This is a genomic window from Massilia luteola, from assembly GCF_034420155.1.
GTDB classification, from domain to species: Bacteria; Pseudomonadota; Gammaproteobacteria; order Burkholderiales; family Burkholderiaceae_D; genus Telluria; species Telluria luteola.
In genome coordinates this window covers 63027-80767 of the sequence record NZ_JAXOFN010000001.1, presented here as the reverse complement: position 1 = coordinate 80767, position 17741 = coordinate 63027, and the positions used below count along the sequence as shown (strand labels likewise).

General features: G+C 68.1%; 18 protein-coding genes. 4 read left to right on the top strand and 14 right to left on the bottom strand.

The features are described from left to right. Positions 1-48 precede the first annotated feature (48 nt). From U9J41_RS00435 to U9J41_RS00425, 3 genes are all read left to right on the top strand, one after another. Positions 49-198: a hypothetical protein gene (locus U9J41_RS00435; protein WP_322399635.1), complete on the top strand. Its 150-nt coding sequence runs from the start codon at positions 49-51 to the stop codon at positions 196-198. 104 nt (positions 199-302) lie between these two features. Then, positions 303-758 carry a CesT family type III secretion system chaperone gene (locus U9J41_RS00430; protein ID WP_322399634.1) on the top strand — a complete coding sequence of 152 codons (456 nt, stop codon included), beginning with the start codon at positions 303-305 and terminating at the stop codon, positions 756-758. Between the two features lie 46 nt (positions 759-804). After that, a complete protein-coding gene (locus U9J41_RS00425) occupies positions 805-1020 on the top strand; it encodes a hypothetical protein (RefSeq protein ID WP_322399633.1) in 216 nt (71 codons plus the stop codon). Positions 1021-1064: 44 nt separating this feature from the next. Here the strand turns inward: U9J41_RS00425 and U9J41_RS00420 are convergent, their stop codons facing one another. From U9J41_RS00420 to U9J41_RS00410, 3 genes are all read right to left on the bottom strand, one after another. Further along, complete coding sequence (locus U9J41_RS00420) at positions 1065-2048, bottom strand: pectate lyase (protein WP_322399632.1); 984 nt, start codon at positions 2046-2048, stop codon at positions 1065-1067. A gap of 126 nt (positions 2049-2174) precedes the next feature. Further along, a complete protein-coding gene (locus tag U9J41_RS00415; protein WP_322399631.1) occupies positions 2175-3269 on the bottom strand; it encodes a type IV pilus twitching motility protein PilT in 1095 nt (364 codons plus the stop codon). A gap of 96 nt (positions 3270-3365) precedes the next feature. Further along, entirely contained in the window at positions 3366-3563 is a 198-nt protein-coding gene (locus U9J41_RS00410; RefSeq protein WP_322399630.1) for a hypothetical protein, read from the bottom strand. Positions 3564-3816: 253 nt separating this feature from the next. Between U9J41_RS00410 and pyrB the strand changes: the two genes are divergently transcribed. Beyond that, complete coding sequence (pyrB, locus tag U9J41_RS00405) at positions 3817-4836, top strand: aspartate carbamoyltransferase (protein WP_322399629.1); 1020 nt, start codon at positions 3817-3819, stop codon at positions 4834-4836. Here the strand turns inward: pyrB and U9J41_RS00400 are convergent. From U9J41_RS00400 to sctC, 11 genes are all read right to left on the bottom strand, one after another. Then, positions 4808-6583: a type III effector protein gene (locus U9J41_RS00400; RefSeq protein ID WP_322399628.1), complete on the bottom strand. Its 1776-nt coding sequence runs from the start codon at positions 6581-6583 to the stop codon at positions 4808-4810. The genes pyrB and U9J41_RS00400 overlap by 29 nt on opposite strands. 68 nt (positions 6584-6651) lie before the next feature. Next, complete coding sequence (locus tag U9J41_RS00395) at positions 6652-7101, bottom strand: lytic transglycosylase domain-containing protein (protein ID WP_322399627.1); 450 nt, start codon at positions 7099-7101, stop codon at positions 6652-6654. Further along, on the bottom strand, positions 7098-8369 hold the full coding sequence (pilV, locus tag U9J41_RS00390; RefSeq protein WP_322399626.1) for a shufflon system plasmid conjugative transfer pilus tip adhesin PilV: 1272 nt from the start codon (positions 8367-8369) through the stop codon (positions 7098-7100). The genes U9J41_RS00395 and pilV overlap by 4 nt, the downstream gene beginning before the upstream one ends. A 10-nt stretch (positions 8370-8379) precedes the next feature. After that, positions 8380-8880, bottom strand: a complete 501-nt coding sequence (gene pilM / locus U9J41_RS00385) for a type IV pilus biogenesis protein PilM (RefSeq protein WP_322399625.1) — start codon at positions 8878-8880, stop codon at positions 8380-8382. Between the two features lie 9 nt (positions 8881-8889). Next, positions 8890-9438: a type 4 pilus major pilin gene (locus U9J41_RS00380; RefSeq protein ID WP_322399624.1), complete on the bottom strand. Its 549-nt coding sequence runs from the start codon at positions 9436-9438 to the stop codon at positions 8890-8892. Between the two features lie 22 nt (positions 9439-9460). Continuing rightward, positions 9461-10537: a type II secretion system F family protein gene (locus U9J41_RS00375; RefSeq protein WP_322399623.1), complete on the bottom strand. Its 1077-nt coding sequence runs from the start codon at positions 10535-10537 to the stop codon at positions 9461-9463. Beyond that, positions 10527-12116 (bottom strand): GspE/PulE family protein, encoded by a 1590-nt coding sequence (locus U9J41_RS00370; RefSeq protein WP_322399622.1) that lies wholly within the window; start codon positions 12114-12116, stop codon positions 10527-10529. The genes U9J41_RS00375 and U9J41_RS00370 overlap by 11 nt, the downstream gene beginning before the upstream one ends. Beyond that, complete coding sequence (pilP, locus tag U9J41_RS00365; protein WP_322399621.1) at positions 12113-12616, bottom strand: type IV pilus biogenesis protein PilP; 504 nt, start codon at positions 12614-12616, stop codon at positions 12113-12115. The genes U9J41_RS00370 and pilP overlap by 4 nt, the downstream gene beginning before the upstream one ends. Then, complete coding sequence (gene pilO2, locus U9J41_RS00360) at positions 12606-13886, bottom strand: type 4b pilus protein PilO2 (RefSeq protein WP_322399620.1); 1281 nt, start codon at positions 13884-13886, stop codon at positions 12606-12608. Before pilO2 ends, pilP begins: the two co-directional genes overlap by 11 nt. A gap of 19 nt (positions 13887-13905) precedes the next feature. Beyond that, complete coding sequence (gene pilN / locus U9J41_RS00355; protein WP_322399619.1) at positions 13906-15546, bottom strand: PilN family type IVB pilus formation outer membrane protein; 1641 nt, start codon at positions 15544-15546, stop codon at positions 13906-13908. Further along, a complete protein-coding gene (sctC, locus tag U9J41_RS00350; RefSeq protein WP_322399618.1) occupies positions 15543-17471 on the bottom strand; it encodes a type III secretion system outer membrane ring subunit SctC in 1929 nt (642 codons plus the stop codon). Before sctC ends, pilN begins: the two co-directional genes overlap by 4 nt. Between the last annotated feature and the right edge of the window lie 270 nt (positions 17472-17741).

Here is a 17741-nt window from a genome sequence, read left to right as displayed (position 1 = left end):
ACCGCACACATATCCAGCAGTAGTTCACTTACTTTCAGGAGAAACATCATGGCAGACGCACCCGTCACTCTGAACACCGGCGCCCAGATCGCAGCGATCGAGGCCGCCGCCGCAGCCGAAAACGCGATCAACCTGGCCACCCTGCACGCCAAGATCAACACCATGGGCCTGAAGGCGGCCAAGGACATCGTCCAGTAAGGTCCTCGGCGCGCCATCGGGCCGCGCATGGCGCGCCGGCCGGGAGCCGCAACCCGCTCCCGGCCGGCTTTTTTTTATTCCACCGGTGCGACGGAAAGCGAACGATGAGCCTCGAACGACGCGATCAACTGATCCACGAAATCTGCGTGCTGCGCGACGTGCCCGGCGCCGACGAGGTGCTCGCGCGCGGCGTGCTCGACATCGACAGCTTCGACGTGGCGGTCGACCATTTCGAGGAAGACGGCGACGCGGTGTACGTGACGTTCCAGTACGGCGTCGTCACGGCGGGCCGGACGCTGCGGGTGTTCCGCCTGCTGCTCGAAGCCAACCTGGCCGTCTACGCCCAGGACCAGGCGCAGCTCGGCCTGGAAGTCGCCACCGGCGCCATCGTCCTGATTGCCCGCGTGGCACTCAACGACGAGGTCGACGGCAAGTGGCTGCTCGCCATGATCGAGCACTACGTCGAACACGGGCGCTACTGGCGCGACAACATCTTCAAGGCGCGCGACGACATGTTCGAGAACCTCGCGCGCGGCGACTACGTCTGGCTGCGCGCATGAGCGGCCTATCCCCACCACCGGCAACCGACACTTTCAGGAGGACGACATGACATCCACGAGCAGGACGGGCAGCAAACCCCCTTCGCCGCCGCCGAAGACCGAAAAGACGAACGACAAGAAGGACAAAGACAAGGACAAGGCCGACCAGGACTCGCTGGACCAGGCTATCGGCACGCTCGGCATCATGATGCTGCAGAAGGTCCTGCAAGGCGCCAAGCGGCGCCGCGCCGAAATGAACGAAGACGATCCCGACGCGTTCTGATCCCGCCCGGCACGGGCGGCGCCGCCGCGCCGCCCGCTGCAACCTCACCCCGAATATGGCTTGTACGAGACCTTGCCGGTGCCACTGATCCGGGCGGCGTCCGGCGTCAGTGCATCCACCTTCATGCCGCCATCGTCGATGCCCGAGAAACTGGCGCTCGACGTCTTCGAATCGGTGCGGAACAGCGACTCCTTGACGTTTTCGAACGTCGAATCCTCCACCGTCAGCCGGCTCGTGATCGGCTGGCCGCCGTTCGTGCGGAACACCTTGCCGGCGCCGTTGACGTAGACGTTCTTCATCAGCACCTCGGCGTCGCCGTTGTCCTGCACCACCTTGTCGGAACCGTTGTAGAACGAACTGTTCGTGATGACGACCTTCGCCGGCCCTTTCGGCACGTCGTCGGCCGACATCCCGGCCAGCTTCGCGTCGTGGATGCGGTTCTTCGCGCCGTCGATCGTGATGGCGTCCTCGCCGATGTCGCGGTTGACGACGTGGTCGAGGTTGGCGCTACCGATCAGGTGGATGCCGTCGGCGCCCGAGTACTGGACGTTCTTCAGCGTCGCACCCGGTTCGAGGATGAATACCGGTTGCTGGTGCTCGCCCTGGGAACCGTCGCCGAGCGCCTTCGTCGGCCGGTAGTACTTGCCGCCGCCGTCGAACGTCTCGCCGGCCTTCACGATGATGGGCTTGTCGACGTCGACGACGCCGGTCGGTTGCGGCATGGGCTGGCCCCGTTCCGGCCTGGCGCCGCCGGGTACGCCGGTGTGCGCCGGCGGCTGGGACGTCTTCTTTTGCTTGGTTTCCGGTTCGCCGTCGGCATCGTCATGGGCCGGCGCCGGCGCGTCGGCTTTGCGCTTGGGCCGGTGCTCGTGGTCGTCGTCCCTGGCCTGCTGCTTCAGCTTGACGGACAGGTGGTCGAGCCGCCTGACCCATTCGTCCGTCTGCTGCTGCGGGGACGGCCCGGCCGGGGGCTTGGGGAAGTCGGGAAGATTCTGTGGGGGATAATGGGCATGCACGCACGTGCTCATGTCGGTACCTGTACGGTTGGTTGAGGGAGGGTCCCTCTACAGGATGACGGCACATGCGCCGCCGGCGGGCGGGGCCGGCGAAGCGGCGCGCCCGCGTGCGAAGCGGGCGCGGAACGGGTGCGGGTGTCAGCGCTTGGCGTTGACCATCTCGTGCAGCTCGAGACGGTTGTAGGTGGCGCGCATGGCGTCCTTGGCGTTGACCGCCTTCTTCGCGATCAGCTGGACCAGGACGTCGTTCAGGCTGCGCGACATGCTGTCTTCCTTGCGGCGCATGAAGTCGCCGATCAGGTGCAGCTTGCCGGGGTCGGCGATGTACTGCGCGACCTGCTGGTTATTGTTGAACACCATTTCATAGGCGAGCACGACGTCGTCGCCCTGCTCGTTCGGCAGCAGGGTCTGGAAAATCACCGCGACCAGGGACTGCGACAGCCCGGCCGCGCGCTGCTCGCGCTGCTCGGCGGGAAAGAAGCCCAGCAGCTTGGAGATCGCGCTGACGGCGCTGTTGGTGTGCATCGTCGCCAGCACGAGGTGGCCGGATTCGCCGGCGTGCAGGACGGTGTCGGCGGTGTCGAAATCGCGGATCTCGCCCACCATCAGCACGTCCGGCTTCTGGCGCAGCGCTTCGCGCAGGCCGGACGAGAACGTCGCGGTGTCGGTCGGGACTTCCTTTTGCGACACGATCGACTGCTTGCGCCGCAGCTGATACTCGATCGGCTCTTCGATCGTGATGATGTGGGCGCTGCGCGTGGCGTTGATGTGGTCGAGCATCGAGGCGATGGTCGTCGTCTTGCCCGAGCCGGTCGGCCCCGTGATCAGGATGATGCCGCGGGTCGCCTCGAGCACGGTCTTGACGTAGTGCGGCAGGCCCGTCTGCTCCAGCGCGATGGGCCGCAGCGGCAGGCGCCGGATCGAGATCGTGGTCTTCGATCCGGACGACGAGCGGAACACGTTGCAGCGCAGCCGGTAGTCGGTGAGGATGAACGGCCGGTCGATGGCGCTTTCGACGATCTTGTCTTCCCAATCCTCGTCGATGGCGTTGAGCACGGGCAGCATGTCCTCGAGCGTGACCGGTTCGGTACCGACCTGGCACCACCCGCGCGGCGACTTGATCATCACGGGCATGTCCTGCTCGATATGAATATCCGAGAAGCTCTGGCCGGAATTGACGAGGGCGATCAGCTCCTCCAGTAATTCACGGGATATCGAAAAATCGTCGGACATGATGCACCTGGGTAATGTAGGACTTGTTCGAGTATAGCGCGGCTGCCTTTTACTGACCAGTCGTCCGGCGGTCGAGCCAGGTGGCGCGGACCGCCATCACCATGCGTCGCGCGCGCCCAGGTGGTAGGCATACCCGCGCAATCGCACCTGCTTTTCGACGCAGGCGCGTTGGATCTCCTTCAGCCGGTCAAGCGCGGCCTGGCGTGCTGCGACGATATGATCCGCCTGCCGCTCGAGCCGGTGGATTTGCCAGTGGATCAGCGCCCGGCGTGCCACGCAATACAACTTGAACATGTCTTCTCCTCGTCCATGGTTACGCACCGCGCCGCATCGGGTCTGGCGCGCGTCGTACCGTGAGTGGCCACCGGGTCGGAGGCGGTTCCGTGCCGCGCCCGGCCCGACAAGCTTGCAGTTTGCTGTCGATATGCCGTCAACCTGCTTTCAAAGCGATGCGCAGTGAATATTTCTCCGAGGTGGCGTCTGGATCTTTGCCAGGTTCTCTTCTAGGATGCGCGGTTGACCGGCCTGGTGGACAACGGAGAATGCCTTGGAATTCGAGAACCGCAGTATCGTTTCAGTGAATCAATTCGACCTTGCCGGGCTGGATACCCTGTTCGACCTGGCGCGCCGGATGAAGCCCGTCGCCGCACGGAAGGCCAGGAGCAAAATTCTCGACGGCTACATCCTCGGCAATCTGTTTTTCGAGCCCAGCACGCGGACACGGATGAGTTTCGCCAGCGCGTTCATGCGCCTGGGCGGCCAGGTCAACAGTACGACCGGGACCGTCAACTCGTCGCTGGCCAAAGGCGAGACGCTGGCCGACACGATTACCATGATCCAGTCCTATTGCGACGTGATCGTGATGCGCCATCACCAGCTCGGCGCCGCCAGGGACGCGGCCGCGTATTCCAGCGTGCCGGTCATCAATGCCGGTGACGGCTCCGGCGAACATCCCACGCAGGCGCTGCAGGATTTGTTCACCATCATCGAGGAACGGCAGGGTCGCGGCGTCAACGGGGTGACGATCGCCCTGGTGGGCGATTTGAAGTTTGGCCGATGCGTGCCTTCGCTCGTGATCCTGCTATGCCTCCATGCGGGCGTGCGTTTCCTGTTCGTCGCGCCGCCCGAACTCCAGATTCCCGATCCGATTCTCCGCAGCGTGCGCGACCAGGGATTCGAAGCGATCCGGACGAGCGACCTGGACTCCGCGCTGAAGGAGGCCGATGTGGTCTACTGGACGCGCATCCAGGACGAGCGGATCGACGACAGGAACGTACTGGCGGCGGTGCGCGGCAAGTATGTATTAACCCGCGCCAAAGTGGAGTCCTGCTGCCGGAAGGACGTGGTAATCCTGCATCCCCTGCCCCGCATCGACGAGCTGCACACCGACGTCGACAGCCTGCCGAACGCCGCCTATTTTCGCCAGGCGGCGAACAGTATCCTGATCCGGATGGCACTCCTGCTCCTCGTTCTGGGCAAGGAGGCTGACTTCGACAAATCGCTTTCGCCCGCACCGGATCAGGGCGGCGCCGCCGAACTCAGCGCTGCAACCCCACCAGCCCCGTGAACCGGTTGATGGCCATCCTGTACAGGCCCGGATCCGCATGGTAACCCATGCCCGGCGGTCCGGACGTGCGCGGCGGACGCAGTTCCGTCCCGCCGTCGGGCAGGTATTTGGTCCGGTCGTAGGCGCTCAGGCCCAGCTTCAGGCGCACGAGGCCCGGCGACTTGAAACCCAGCCCCTTCATGCGGCCCATCAGGCTCTTGCGCGAGCGCTCCGCGTAGTCGAGCGTGATGGCGATGCCGCGCGGCTTGGCGTAGTCATAGCCGAGCTTGCCGTCCTTGATGGCATGGTTGGCCTGGGTCTGGTTCGGCAGTTGCGGATCGAACAGGATCAGCGGCGCCGGGTCGTGCAATTTCACCCGGCTCTCGACCGCGGCGGCGAACAGTTGCGCGCTCGCGCCGCCCATCGATCCGCCGGCGATGAAGTCGAACTTCACGTTGCGCCCCTTGCCGTAGGCGTCTTCGACCGCTTGCGCCACCAGCACGGCCGCCTCGTGGTTCGCCTTGAATACCTTGCCCACCGACTGGCCGATGCTGCTGAAGGCCTGGCCCACGTCGCGCATGTTCTGCGTTCCGCCGAACATCACGCGCACCTCGAGCCGCTGGTTGCCGTGCTCGTCCGTGCCGATTTTTTCATCCCAGACCATGTGCGCGACGTGGGCCGCACGCACCAGCTTCTCCCGCTCGCCCTCGGGGAGCAGGCTGAACAGGCGCGACGTGCGTATCGTCGCGTCCATGTAGTGCCGGGAAGTCAGTTCGGTGCGGGCGGGCCGGTAGGTCATCGGCATCTGCCGGGCGAGCTGGTCCGCGAACACGTCGGCGCTGCCGCCCTGCGTACGCAGGCACGCCACGTACTCGATGCGGTACGCCTTGTCGTCGGTCCGGACGATCGGCGACAGCGCTTCGGCAAAGCGCGCCGCCAGCCGTTGCACGGCGACGAAGCCGGCCGAGTCCGGCTGGGACGCGAGTGGCTCGCCTTCCTGGTCGGCCCGGTTCGCGAAATGCACCTGCAACATGTTCACGGTCTTCCCGTCGGGGCCGGTGACCTGGCGCTCGCCGATGAAGCAATTGGCCGCCCGGGCCGCCCGCGACAGGGACGCCAGCGCGTCGGGCGGCATGCCCCGCCCGAATTGCGTCCGGCCGATCGACGCGCTGTCCGGCATGGGCGGATCGAGATCCAGCGGTGCGCGCAGCAACTTGCCCGCGGCTTTCAGTTGCGCATCCCGCTCGCGGCCCGGCGCGGCGGCGGGTCCCATGCCGAGCGCTTCCGTGATCTGCGACACCTGCTGGTCGTCCAGGCGATGCATCGACGTCAGCGTGTCCGCCATGCAATCGATCTTCGGCCCCGACGCCAGTTTGCCGAACGTCTTCGGGCGCGCGGCCGGCGCGGCCTCCGTGCGCACGGGCGCAGGCGCAGGCGCAGGCGCAGGTGCGGACGGGGCACGCGCTTCGTCATCCGCCCGCATCAGGTCCGCCAGCGTCGGATGCTCCGGCGCACGCATCAGTTGCGCCAGCGTGACCCGCGCCGGCGCCTGCGCCTGCGCGTGGCGGGCGCTGAACTGCTCCAGCCGCTGCAACGGTGCCTGCACGGTCGCCGCCGGCGGCTGCGTCTTCGGGCGCCGACCCAGCACCGGCAAGGAGAATCCGAACGTGCGCCTGGGCGCGCGGCCGGTCTCGGGCCTGGCATTGGACGCGGTCTCGGCAACCGGACTGTCGCCGAGCGGCGCCACCGTAGATGAAATCGTTTTCATATCAACTTCCAAGGTCATGCGCGCAGCCGCGCGGACGTCTCAACAATGATGTATGCGGCGCAAACCGATCAACGCTGGGCCTCGATGGCCGCGCGCGGCAGGTTGCGATAGACTTTTTGCGCGTAGGCGATGCGCAGCTTGGGCTTGCCGGCGTTGTAGGCGCCGACGGCCGTCCATGAATTGCCCAGTTGCTGCATCTTCCCCGACAAGATCCACGCCCCGACCTCGATGTTCGTGCAGGCATCCATGAGCTCGGCCTCGCCGATGCCGTAGCGGCGCAGGGTCGGCAGCCAGCTGCTGTTGATCTGCATGAGCCCGATATCGTAGGAACCGTTCTTGTTTTTTGGACCGATCGCGGCGGGATTCAGGTTCGATTCCGTCTTGGCGATGGCATACAGCAGATAGGGGTTCACGCCGTAGCGTGCGCCGGCGTCGTCCCAGCACGCGTGCGCGCGGCCGCACGCGAACGCGCACGCGAGCAGTGCCGCCGCCCGGCGCGGTGTGGATATTCCGCTCATGGGGTCAACGTTCCATTCAGATATTTAAAGACGTTGTCCGGTGGCTGGCACGCCAGCAGGACGCCGTTGGCATCTTTTTTGAACGAGCCGATCGCGTACGTGACGCTGCCGTCCGCGTTCGGGATATTGCAGGGCGTGCCCGGTGCGGTAGCCTGATTGAGATACATCGTGGGCCCCTCCAGCCAGTTCCTGCCGACCACCCAGTTGCTGGCGATTCCGCCGTTCGTCGAGGAGATCGTCTTGTCTGCCGTGATCGTGCCGGCCGTGACGATGGCCGTGGCCGTGTCGACCGTGTCGGCGTACACCGTCGCGGGAACGCGCAGGTTGCCGCTCTCGTCGACCGCCAGCGCCACCCAGGCGGTGCCGCTGTACGTGAAGCCGCGGTTCAGCGCCGTGACCATGCGCACGTCGCCGACGGTGTTGCCCGTGGCGGGCAGGTCGGCGAAATCCGTCACCGGCGCCTTCCACGTCGACGCCGCCTGCCACAGGCCGTCCGTCCCGCACGTCACCACCGTCCTGCTCGCGCTGTCGATGCCGATCGCCGCCGCGCTGCCGCAGGCCGTCCCCGGCGTCACGAGCGCGGCGCCGGCGAAGCCCAGCGGCGTGTTCATCTGGTTCAGTTGCGGGCGTCCCGGTACGGTGTCGCGGTAGAGGAAATCGGTCGACAACTGGCCCGGCCCGTCGTAGAACAGGCTCGACACGAGGTGGCCGCCGTCGTGGGCGGCGGTGCCGTCCAGGACCGTCGTGCCGGCGCAGGCCACGCCCTGATAGGCCGTCGTGACGAGTTCCCAGGACGCGCCGCGCGCCGTGCCGGGCTGCGCGGCGCTGACGTAGCCGCCGCCCTGCCCCGCCATCATGGCCACCGATGCGATGGCGCGGTCCGGTATCGCGGTGCCGCCGAAGCCGGCCACCAGCGCGTCGAGCTTGCCGGCCGCGGGCTGGCGGACGAGCACGCAGGTCGATTGCTGGTACGGATTGGTCACGGCGAAACCCGCCGACAGGAAGCCGGCCGTTTTCAGTTGCGCCACGGTGACGGCCGTGACGGCGCCCCCGCCCGTGCCGGCGACGAGGTCGCCGTAATTCGCCGCGATGTACTTTCCCGCAGCCGTCACGACCTGGGCCTGCTGCAGGGCGGCCTGCTGTTCCTTCAGCTCGTCGATCGAGTCGCCGATCATGCGGGACAGGCCGACCAGCAGCGCCGACGCGATGGCGAGCGCGGCCAGGACTTCGACCAGGGTCATGCCGCGCTGCCGCCGCATCGTGTTCATCGTTGCCTCCTCAATCGCAGCCCACCGGCGCCAGCCACACCGGCGCGCCGTCCGGGATCACGGCGCCGCCCAGCGGCGGGAGCGCGATGCGCGTCCCGTCCACCGGGGACACCAGGGTATGGTCGGCCGCCCGGTAGATGCCGACGTTGAGTGAGTTGCGCGACAGCGCCAACAGTTCCGCGACGATCGGCCGGGTGCCCGCCGCGGCGGGGAAGATGTAAATCTGCCCCGCCGTGTCGCGGTAATTCGTCCAGGCCGCGGCCGTCGCGCCAGTCGCCAGCCTGGACCACGCCGGCAGCACGCCGGCCAGCTTCAGGTCGGCCAGGCTCACGCTGGTATCGGTGACGTCGTTGGCCTTGAACCAGGCCATCACCGCCTCGCGGTAGATCCCCATGCTCCCGGCATCCTCGCTGGCCTGCTGCCGGACCACGGCCGCGCGCCCCTGCTCGGCCGGCCAGCCGTACCAGCCACCCAGCGCGACCGCGAAGACGACGATCAGGACAGCCCACATTTAATCGGCTCAGTCCGCCGTGAATACGATCGTGTTCGACGCCGCGTTGCACAGGGCCGCGGCGTCGGCCGCGGCGGCGGGGAATGCCGAGATCGGCGTCGCGTCGGACGCGCCGGCGATGCGGGTCCAGCCGGTCGCGCCGCTGACGACGTTCATGCACACGTCCTGCGGTACCTTGGTGTAGGTGATGGCGAACGTGGCCGCGTCCGCCGACGCCGGGGTCACGGTGCCGCCCCACGTGTTGTTGATCGTCTTGCCGTCGCTGGCGACCGACAGCGTACCGGGTATGGCCTTCGCGGTGACCAGGTTGGCCAACATGGCGGTGTCGTTGTACGGCTGGCCCGCATACATCTTGCGCACGTTGGTGCGCAAGCCCGTGATCTCTTCCGTGGTCTGGTTCGACCGCGCGCTGCCGAAGGCGTTCTGCAGCAGCGATACCGCGGCGAGCACCACGAGTGCGGCGACGCCCAGGTAGGCGATGGCTTCCAGCAGCGAGGCGCCGCGCTGGCGCTGCAGGCGGGCGAGGCGGGCACGGCGTTGGGGCATGGTAGCAATCATGTCGTATCTCCTTGTGTTGGAATCAATGTACTGCGCGTGTCATCGTTGCGATTTCGTGCTGGATGCCAAAAAAGCCCGTCACCAGCCAGCCGATCACGGCCGCCATCACGAGGATGGCGACGCCGTTCAGGATCTTCATTTGATTGGAAATCTGTTCGATACCCTCGTCCCGCCATTCGTCGGCCAGCACCTTGAGCGCTTCGCCGAATCCGCGGAACTCGGCGTACACGCACAGGTCGTCGATCACTTCGGCCGACGGGAAACCGTAGCCGGCGTTGCGCATGGCTTCGCCGCAGTTGAGGCCGGAGCGCACCCCCAGCAGCGCGCCGTCGAGGCGTTCGCGCAGCCAGGGATCGGCCATGTCGGACAGGCGGCTGAGCGACTTCTCGACCGTGACGCCGGCCGTCTGCAGGGCCGAGAACGCCAGCAGGAAGCCGCTGCCCACGACCAGCCGGTAGATCGAGAACGGCGCAAAGCGATCGGCGAACACGCGCAGGTTGCCGCGCCAGCGCGGCAGCGCCGCGGCGATGCCGCCCACGACGAGCACCAGCGCGCCGACGATGGCGAACATCCAGTGCTGGACCACCTCGGACATGAGGTACAGCGACCGGGCCGGGCCATGCCAGGTCGTCGGGTCGGTGATGCGGGTGAACTCGGGGATCACCCGGGTGCCGAACAGGTAGACGTAGCCGAGGATCAGCGCCAGGATCGAGCTCGGGTAGACGAGCCCGCCGACGATGACCGCCTGGATGCGCTGCTGCGCCTGCACCACGTCGACGACGGCCAGCAGCGCGGCCTCGACGTTGCCGGACTGTTCGCCCGCCAGCAGGATCATGCGCTCGGGCCGGGGCGCCCAGCCTTCCAGGCTTTCCGACAGCATGCGGCCGTTCTGCACCTGCCGGCGGCAGTCGTCGAGCACGATCGCCAGCGGCTCCTGCGGCTTGCGGCCGTTGTCCGACGCGCGTTCGCGCAAGACTTCCAGGATCCGCAGCAAAGGCAGGCCGTTGGTGAGCATCTTGGCGATCTTGCGGTACAGGCGCACGCGCGCCGCCGCCGGGAACTGGGTCTTCGCCCATGCGCGGGTGACGTCAATCCGCATGGATCGCCTCCGGCCGGGACGCCGGCGCCGCGAGATGGCCGACCACTTTTTCCGCCATGCGCGGATCGATCTGGCCGGCCGCGACCTTGTCGATCGCATGTCCCAGCATGGTGCGCCCGTCCAGGTGCCCGAGCCAGTAGGCGACCGCCGCGCATTTGTCGCCGGCCCGGATGAACCTGAAGAACTGATCGTCCGGCACGATGACTTCCGCCAGCACCGACCGCCCCACCGTGCCATGCATGGCGCAATGCTCGCAGCCGGCGCCGGTCACGCGCACCCGCGGCAGCGCGCTGCCGACCGCTTGCCGGACGCGGGCGTACAGCGCCGGCGGCAGCGCGTCCGGCACGTCCGCCAGCGGCAGGCTGCAGTGCGGGCACAATACCTTGACGAGGCGCTGGCTGATCAGGCTCGTGATGATCGTGTGGTCGGCGACGAGGCTCAACGGCAGGCCCAGGTCGACCAGCCGGTCGACGATCGCCAGCGCGCTGTTGGCGTGCACCGTCGTCCACACCTGGTGGCCCGTCATCGATGCGCGCAGCGCGTTCTGCGCGGACGCGGCGTCGCGGATCTCGCCGATCATGATGACGTCCGGATCGAGCCGCATCGCATTCGAGATCGCCGCCGAGAACTGGCGCGCGCGGTCGGCTTCCGTGCCGGCATTCGTCACGGCCGTCTGCACCGCGCCCTCGATCGGGTATTCCACGGGGTCTTCGACGGTCAGCACGTGCAGCTTGCCGCCCGCCTCGATGATTTCGCCCGTCAGGATGCGCTGCAGGGTCGTCGACTTGCCCGAGCCGGTGGGACCGCTGATGATGTTCATGCCGACCGGCTGTTCCTTGATCTGCTGGAGCAGGCCGGCGTGGATGTCGCTGAAGCCGAGCGGACGCAGGTCGACGTTGTCGCCGGCGTCGTTGTACAGCAGGCGCAGCACCATGACCGCGCCTTCGCTGGTGGGCGCGGTGGCGATGCGCACGCCGTACAGCCTGGGCGGCAGCTTGTCGCGGTCGGAAATCGCCGCGTCCTGGCGCTCCATCGGCTTGTACGAATTGTCGGACACGGAGGTCATCGCGCCGTACAGCGTCGCCAGCAGGCGCTCGCCGTATTCGCGCGTCTGGACGCCTTTCGGCACCAGGTCGTTGTGAATGCGGAACCAGGTTTCGGTGCAATCCTTGCGGACGCGGATATGGACGTCGGACGCGCGCGCCAGGCAGGCCCGGTTGAGCAGGTCCTTGGCCGTCACCTGCATGAGCGAGTGTTCGTGCTGCGGTTGCGCGCCCGCGCCGCCGCCCTGGTAGGCGCGGGCGATGACCTCGATCCGGGCGAACGTCACCTGGAACGGCCGGCGCATCTTTTCCAGCCGCCCGATATACGACACCACGTGGCGGTTGAGGCTTTGCCCATCGGCGACGAGCAGGCGGCCATCGCTCAGCAGGCAGAGCAGCTTGCGCTCCTCGGCGCTGGCCTCGAACGTGCCCGCGCTGCTCAGGACGACGGCCGTGCCGATGTCGCAGGCACCGGCCTGCTGCTCGCCGCGCCCGGCGGCGCGCTGTTCCGTCCGGTCCACCGCGAGCAGGTTCATCGCACCACCCCCGCGGGCATGCCCGGCGGCGGGCCGGGGACGGCGGGCACCGGCGGCAGGGCGGGACCCGATTGCGGCTGCGGCGCCGCCCGCGCGAGGCGGACCCGCTGCCGGCCCTTCCTGACGATCACGTTGCCCGGCGCGATCGACACCACCTGCATCCCTTTCGGCAGCATGTCGCCGGGCTGCACCTCGATGACGGCGCCGTCGCCCAGCTGCAGCGTCGCGAACACCGCGCGCCCGATCCCCTCCACGCTGCGCACCTGCGGATCGCCCGCGCCGGGCGTATGCGTGAGCGCGCTGGTGGCCGCCTGGATCGCGGCGATCTGGTTCTGCTTCATGAGGATGCTGCCCTGTACGTCCAGCTGGCGTTCGCGCGCCTTCAGCAGCAGCGTCTCGCCTTCGATCCGGCTCAGCTTTTCGGCGGTGGGATCGGCGTGGGCGTGCGCGCAACCGAGCATCGATACGAGCACCGCGCAGCAAAGGGACTTATTTGACATACATGACTCCTTCGATTGACCATTGACCTGTCCGGTAAGCGATCCGGTCGATACGCACGCCGGGCCGGTCGAGCAACCCCGCCACCGCCGTCGGCGCCAGCGCCCGGCAGTCGCAGCTGAACGAATACGCCTGCCAGCGCGGCGCCGGCGCCTGCGGCGTCGCCGCGGGCGCTCGCTGCGCCGCGGACGGCGGCAGGCCGGCGATCTTGAAACCGATGCCAATGTGTTGCATCTCGGAGATGATCGGTTCCATCAATTCCTTGCGGTCGAGCAGCGCCTCGGGCGCGTCCCGTGCGAGCCGGAGCGGCACGGCAAGGCTGGCCTTCTCGCCGTTCAGGTCGAACACGGCGTCCGGCACCTCGGCACGCAGCAGCGCCAGCGTGGAACCGTGGCGCGACCACGCATAACTGACCTTGTCGCCGGTGCAGACGTACTCGTCGAGCAGCCAGCCCCCGGCCGCCAGGAAGCCCAGCTTGTCCACGCAGGCCCTGGCCAGGCTCGCCGGCTTGGGCTTGCCGCCCCACGGCGGCGGCTGCACGGACGGCGCCGCGCGCTGCAGCACGTGCTGGCGCTCGGCGCGGCGCGCCTCCTCGGCCAGTTGCTCGGCCTGCTGGCGCCGCACGCGCTGCAGATAGCCCCAGCCCCCGGCGAGCGCCAGCACGACGAGGGCCGCCGCGAGCCACGGCCAATGGTTGCGCCGGGTGCGCACCGGTTGCAGGCCCCACCAGCGGTGCGCGCGGATGCGCCCGTCCTTGCGGTGCGGGATGAAGCTCTCGATGGTGCGCGCTTCGAAATTGTGGAAACCGTAGTCGGCCAGTTCGGCGTCGCCGAGGACGACGTTCCAGCCGCCCAGGCCGTAGTCGCCGTGCAGGCGCTCCATGACTTCCTCGCGGGTGCCGGCGAAGTCGCCGTTGGGGAGGAAGTTCGCGTCGCGCGCCGCGAAATAGGCCCACATACCGTCGGGCAGCCTGAGCGCGGCGAGCCAGTTATGGACCCGCTGCTTGTCGCCGTCATAGAACGCGCCCTCGAGCGCCAAGGTCTTCGAGATGATCGCGCCCAGCGAGAACATGCCCCGGCGCGCCCCGTCCGCGCTCTGGCCGAAGCCGGCCTGCGCGGTCGACTGGTCGGTGCGCAGCACGTACAGGTCGGAATCGATCTTCGCGCCCAGTTCGCGCGCCTCCCTGGCCAGTTCGCGCGGCCGCGACAGCGACTGCCAGAACAGGCCGCACACGAACCGGTGCTTGTCGATCTGGATGATGTGGATGGCCATGATGCCGGATCGCTTCGCGTCAGGAGCCGACCGTGGTGGGCGTGATCAGGATGACGATCGATTCCTTGGCGCTGGCCGCCTTCAGGTTGCCGCCGAGCGCGGCGTTGCGTGCGCTGCCCACGCCCTGGCGGTCGAGGTTGTCGTCGGTCTGCTCGAACCCGCTGATGATCAGCGTCTCGTTCGATTTCATCGCCACGCGCTGCAGGAAGTTGCGGGTATCGATCTCCGGCGTTTCGATCTTGCTGGTACCGCTCTGCACTTCGCGGATGGCGTTCAGGGCCGAGATGTCGGTCGAGAATTGCAGCAGCACCGTGCCGTTGGCCAGCACATGCGGCAGGATGCTCATGTTGAAGCCCGACGTGACGGTGCCCGGGATCAGCGTCGTCGTGGTGCCGACCTGGGGCACCACCGTCGTCTGCGACTGCTGCAGGTAGGAGGTCTGCTTGGCCACCTGCAGCGGCACCACCTGGTTGTTCAAGGTGATCACCGACGCGGTGGTCTGGCGCCGCACCTTGCCCTGCTTCGACAGCGCGTCGATGATCGCCGTGCTGCCCGCGAAGCGCGAATCGCCCACGATGCCGGCGAAGACGCGGTTCGCGTCCAGCCCGGCCGGCACCCCGCCGGACAACCCGTACTTCTGGCGCAGCGTGGTGTACACCAGGTTCCAGTTGATGCCGTAGTCCTCGCTGTCGTTCAGGCTGACCGACAGGACGGTCACGTTGATGACCACCTGGCGCTCGAGGGTCTTGTTCTCGTTGTCGATGTACGCGGCCACCCGGTCCAGCGAGTCGGGCGTGTCGACCACCGTGATCGATCCGGTCGCGGGCGAGATGACGACCTTGCCATAGCTCGACAACATGGCCTTGATCACGCTTTCGATGCTGCCGTAGACCGACAGCTTGGACGCCACCGCCGTGTTCTGGCTGTTGTTGGCGGTGACGCCGTTCGTCGTTCCCGCGCCGCCGCCCGCCCCCGCGGCGGCGCCGCCGGCGCTCGATCCCGGGCTCGACGTGGCGCCGCTGGTGACGCTGGCGTTGAACGTCGAATCGCCGGGCAGCGTGTTGATCTGGAAGGTGCGCGAATCCGTATGGAAGAACTGGATCGCGCCGTCGGCATATTTCCACGACACGCCGAAGCGCGCCGCCGCCGTGTCGAGCAGGCCGCGCAGGTTGCCGTTCGTGTAGTAGATGCGGACACCGCCATCGCGCGCGGCCGACGGGGCCGACGGGGCCGGCGGCACGCCGCCCGGCGGCAGGGGCACGGCACGACCCGAGGGCGACGCCGCGCCGCGCATGGTCGCGGCCACTTCAAGCGCATCGGGCGTCACCTTCACCGGCAGGCCGGTGCGCACGCCGATCCGTTCCGCCAGCTCGGGCAGCGACGCGACCGTCTTGTCGAACACCGCGTTCTCGTAAAAAATCTTCGGCAACGCGGGCTGGCCCAGCTTGACGACGTCCTTGCCCAGCCAGATGCCGGATTCGTGCCTGACCGGCGACGGCGTCTTCGCCACGATGCCGTTCGCGGTATGGCCGGTGTCCCTGACGAGGGTGGCCACCTGGCCGCCGGTGTCGTCGATCTTCTTGTCCAGCCTGGCCGACATGCCGCCGCATGCCGACAGCAGGAGCAGGGGTACTACCGCACACAAGCGCGTGGTCATCATGGTTCGCTTCCTTTCGCAACGATCCGCAGCACTTTGTTGCCGTCGTAGAAAATCGCCTTCATCGGTACGTTCGCGCCCTCCATGCCCTTCACGACCATGCCGACGGCGTCGGCGAAGGAACCGTGCAGTTCGGTGCGCGCCGCGACGGCGTAGTCGACGGGCAGTTCCCACATCAGTTGCCAGCCGGCGCCGGCGGCCCACCGCTGCAGGGTGCCGTTCAGGGTTTTATCGCTTTGTAGCACCGCCCACGTCGGCTCGGGCGGGGGTGCGGCCGGCGCCGCACGGACCGGCACGACGGCGGTGGCGACGGGTGCCGGCGCCGCCGGTGCCGCCGGTGCCGTCTGGGTCGTCTGGGCCGTCTGAGCCATCTGGGCCGTCTGGGCCGTCTGAGCCGTCTGAGCCGTCTGAGCCGTCTGAGCCGTCTGAGCCGTCTGGGCCGTCTGCGCTGTCTGCGCTGCGTGTGCCGCCTGAGCCGTCTGGGCGGACAGCATGGCCTGCGCGGGCGCGGGCGGCTGCGGCTGCGGCTGCGGCTGCGGCTGCGCTTGCGGCGCCGCGTCCGGTCCGGCGGCCGCAAGCGCCGGCATGCCGCCGCCGGCCAGGCGCGGCGTGATCAGGTACAGGCGCTCGCGCCGCGCGCCCGCCGCGTCCTTGTGGCCGGACATCGCCTCCGTCCCGTAACCGCCGATCATCAGCATCTGCCGCAAATCGACGATGGCCAGCGCACTGAGGGTCGAGCGGGTCACCTGCGCGTCGGCGCCGCTGCCCAGGTTGCCGTCCTCGATGTCGACGTCCAGCCGCACCCGGGCGCCGCCGTCGTCCACGATGCGCGGAACGACCCGCAGCAGCGTCCCGGCGCTCACCTCGGCCACGTCGGCGACCCGCTCGCCGACCAGCGGGATATACCGCGACTGGCGCAGGTCCAGCACGGCGGCAACGTTGTTCAGCGTCAGCGCGCCCGGCGTGGCGACGATGCGCGCGGCGCCGCTGGCTTCCAGGTCTTTCAGCCTGGCGAGCAGGCCGGCCGCGTCGTTGACCAGCAGCGTCGCCCCGGGCCCGGCCGGCGCCGCGCCGGCAACCAGCCCGGGCAATCGGGCGCGGTCGACGTCGACGATCAGCGCATCGATTTCGATCTGGCGCGGCAGCACGTCGAGCTGCTCGATGAGTGCCTGGTACATGGCGCGCCTGGCGGCCGAGTCGTGGATGATGACGGCGTTCAGCGAGGGGTCGGCATCGATGCGCGGCCGGCCGGCGTTCCCGGCCTGGGACGGCGCTGCCGGCCCGACCAGCAGGTTCGACAGGATCGTCTTGATGCCCGGGATGGTTTCCGTCCTGCCGCGGGCGGCGATCACGCGGTCGGTCGCGCCGGCGTACTTCAGGCGGAACACCATCGGCTGCATGTCGTCCGCGGCGTCCCCGGACCGGGCCGGCGACAGGATCTCGCGCGCCAGCCGGACGTACTCGCGCGGCCCGCTGACGACGACGGCCCCTTCGCGCGGCAGCTCCACCCACCCGAAGCGGCTGTCGAACAGGCCCACGCCGGCCAGCACGCTCCTCGCGTCCCGCACGCCGTTCGCGCCGAGGTCGAGGCGCGTCGACACATTGTCTTCGCGCGGGACGACATGCAGCGTGTCGCCGTACACGAACCAGCGGAAGCGATAGGCCTGCGCCAGCCGCTCCAGCAGGTCGCCGCCGCCCGCGGCGCGCAAGGTTTCCCGTTTCACCGCCCGGTCCGGCACGTCGGACACGACGTCCACGCCGTACTCGCGGGCGAACCGCTCGAGCACCTGGTGCAGCTGCATGCCGGCGGTGTCGAGCGCGTAGCCGTGGTCCTTCCAGGCCGCCGGGACCGCGGCACGCGCGGCCGGTGCCCAGAACGACGTCGCCAGCGTGGACACCGCGACCAGCGCCAGCGTTCGATGTCGCAAACAACTCATGCAGCCCCCTTCGATGGCGCCCCATGCGGCATGCGGCATGCGTCGCGATGGGTCGTCCTGCGCACGGAGCAGGAAATGTTAGCGCTAAACATCAATCTGTCTCCTACCATTTGTTACCAGTCGAACGCCTGCACGGAGCGCGCCCAAAATAACGCTGCACGGAATTCGACCGGCTTGCCATTCGCCGCAATCCCGCTCCGCTATCGACCAGGTAACGGTGATCCCGGAAGCGAGAAATGTTCAACGAGGAAACAATTTAAT